Raw genomic sequence first — 1,788 nt, 5'->3', positions numbered from 1 at the left:
TGGTGTTGAAATTTATGCATTCCTAAATTCGTTTCGTGTGCTTTGTCGTTGGCTTTTTCGATAGAATTCTTTGCAAATTACCATGCTAAGGAATGGTGATTTTCTCGGTCATTTCTTCTTTGCCAAGAGCATTTCGTGGATTAGGTTTTAATTTCACAGCTGTCCGTTTTACTTTGCCGTTTGAAAGCAATAATGTGTTTCAAATTAGGCAGTTTAGCGTAATTCGCTAGCGAAAGTGCAGCAGCTAACTAGGCGTTTAAGACGGATTCCCAACGCTTGGGATTTTCGATTCTAGGTTGAGTTTTGTGTTTAAGGCGCAATGGTTTAGGATTGTGGTCGCGTTGCTCACCACTTAACGCAGCGTTATGTGTTTGATGAGTTTTTAAGGTCAAATCTACGATTTCATTGAGAATTCGTTCCGTGTTTTAGGCAAGTTGGCTTGGTCGAAATGGATTCTTGAACAATCTGAGATGGATCGTTTTCAAGGTTCTTGGGTTGCCTCAATTAAGTTTTGGATCTGGTTTGTGTTGAGTTTTATCGGTTTCAAATCGCTTCAATTGAAATGCATTTTTGACTGATTTGCTTGCTGACATTCAGCACGGAAAGTCTGGTGAAGCAAAAGGTTTTGTTGTGGCTGAAAGGGCGCTTTCTTTGTTGTTGATTCTGTAAGTGGTTCTCTTTGGCTCAGATCGCTGTGAAATTTAGGTTTTAGTAAGCATCATTTTTTACGTAACTTATTCAAATACCTTCATTTCTACGGTGGTTTACTTTGAATTCACGGTAAAATTCACATAACAAGCAATTCAAGTGGATTCTCAACGCGTAGCAGTTTTACTATGCGTCAGGTAAAGTGTTTTATGGTGCAATGCGGCGGCTTGGTCAGTGCGTTGTTCACCACTTAATTGGGCGTTATACGCAAAGGCGAAAAATGGATAAATTCGAAATTCGTGCCGATGAAAATGGTATAGGTAGTGTCTTAATCTTAAAAGACTCTTGGTCAGATAATGTCTTGGAATATATGCTTTCTAACGAAATTAGAGCGCTTCGTTTGACGGACTCCTTCGGCTTCAAAGAGCGAGACATTTCATTCATATCACAGCTTACGTTTCTGAAAAGTTTGGAGATATACGTTTGGGATGCAACTGGGTTGAAGAGTCTTGAGGCTTTGACACAGTTGGAAGTTTTAGGCCTTCAGTGCAAAAGCCAACAAAAAATAGATTTTACGCGTTTTTCCGATTTGAAGGTTTTTAAAGCTACTTGGTCCAAAGGTCTAAGTTCAATGTTTTCACTTGATTCAATCAGAAATCTGAACCTCGTAAACTATCCAAATCAGAACCTTAAATTGCTAAGTGGTATGAAAAACTTAGAGCAGTTGTACCTTACTTCGAGAAAGCTAGAAACTCTTGACGGCATAGAGTGCTTATCTGAGTTGAAATTACTAGATCTCTACAATTGTCCGTTTTTAGTCTCTTTGGTCGGTACAGAAAAATGCCATAAGCTAAAGAATATTGAGATTGAAGCGTGTAATCGGGTTTGCGTATAACAATCAATTTAAGAGGGATTCACAACGCTTGGCATTTTTGCTTCTACTTCAGTTTTAGTGTTTATGGCACAATGCCTTAGGTGTGGGTGGTTGCGTTGTTCACCCCTTAATTGGGCGTTATACCCTTTTATATTCCACATCAGAGGGTTATCATCCTATCTGGTGTTATTTATATTGTGAGTCTGTAGTGAAGTTTTGGCCTATTTCAGTGGTTTTGATAAGCGTTTTTTCCTTTGATAGTTTAG

Annotated in this window: 1 protein-coding gene; it reads left to right on the top strand. The window is 38.8% G+C overall.

Features of this window, described 5'->3' with window-relative positions:
* Positions 1 to 928 precede the first annotated feature (928 nt).
* Entirely contained in the window at positions 929 to 1,543 is a 615-nt protein-coding gene (locus EYW48_RS21010; protein WP_045570168.1) for a hypothetical protein, read from the top strand.
* Positions 1,544 to 1,788 lie beyond the last annotated feature (245 nt).

This window comes from Vibrio sp. 1180_3 (assembly GCF_029478545.1).
In the GTDB taxonomy this organism is placed as follows: domain Bacteria; phylum Pseudomonadota; class Gammaproteobacteria; order Enterobacterales; family Vibrionaceae; genus Vibrio; species Vibrio aestuarianus.
Note: the sequence above shows the minus strand (reverse complement) of the source record. Positions and strands in the feature narration are given on the sequence as shown.

What these genes read in the sequence shown, in the direction of transcription:
- EYW48_RS21010 (WP_045570168.1), top strand. Translation starts at nt 929, where the DNA reads ATGGATAAATTCGAAATTCGTGCCGATGAAAATGGTATAGGTAGTGTC.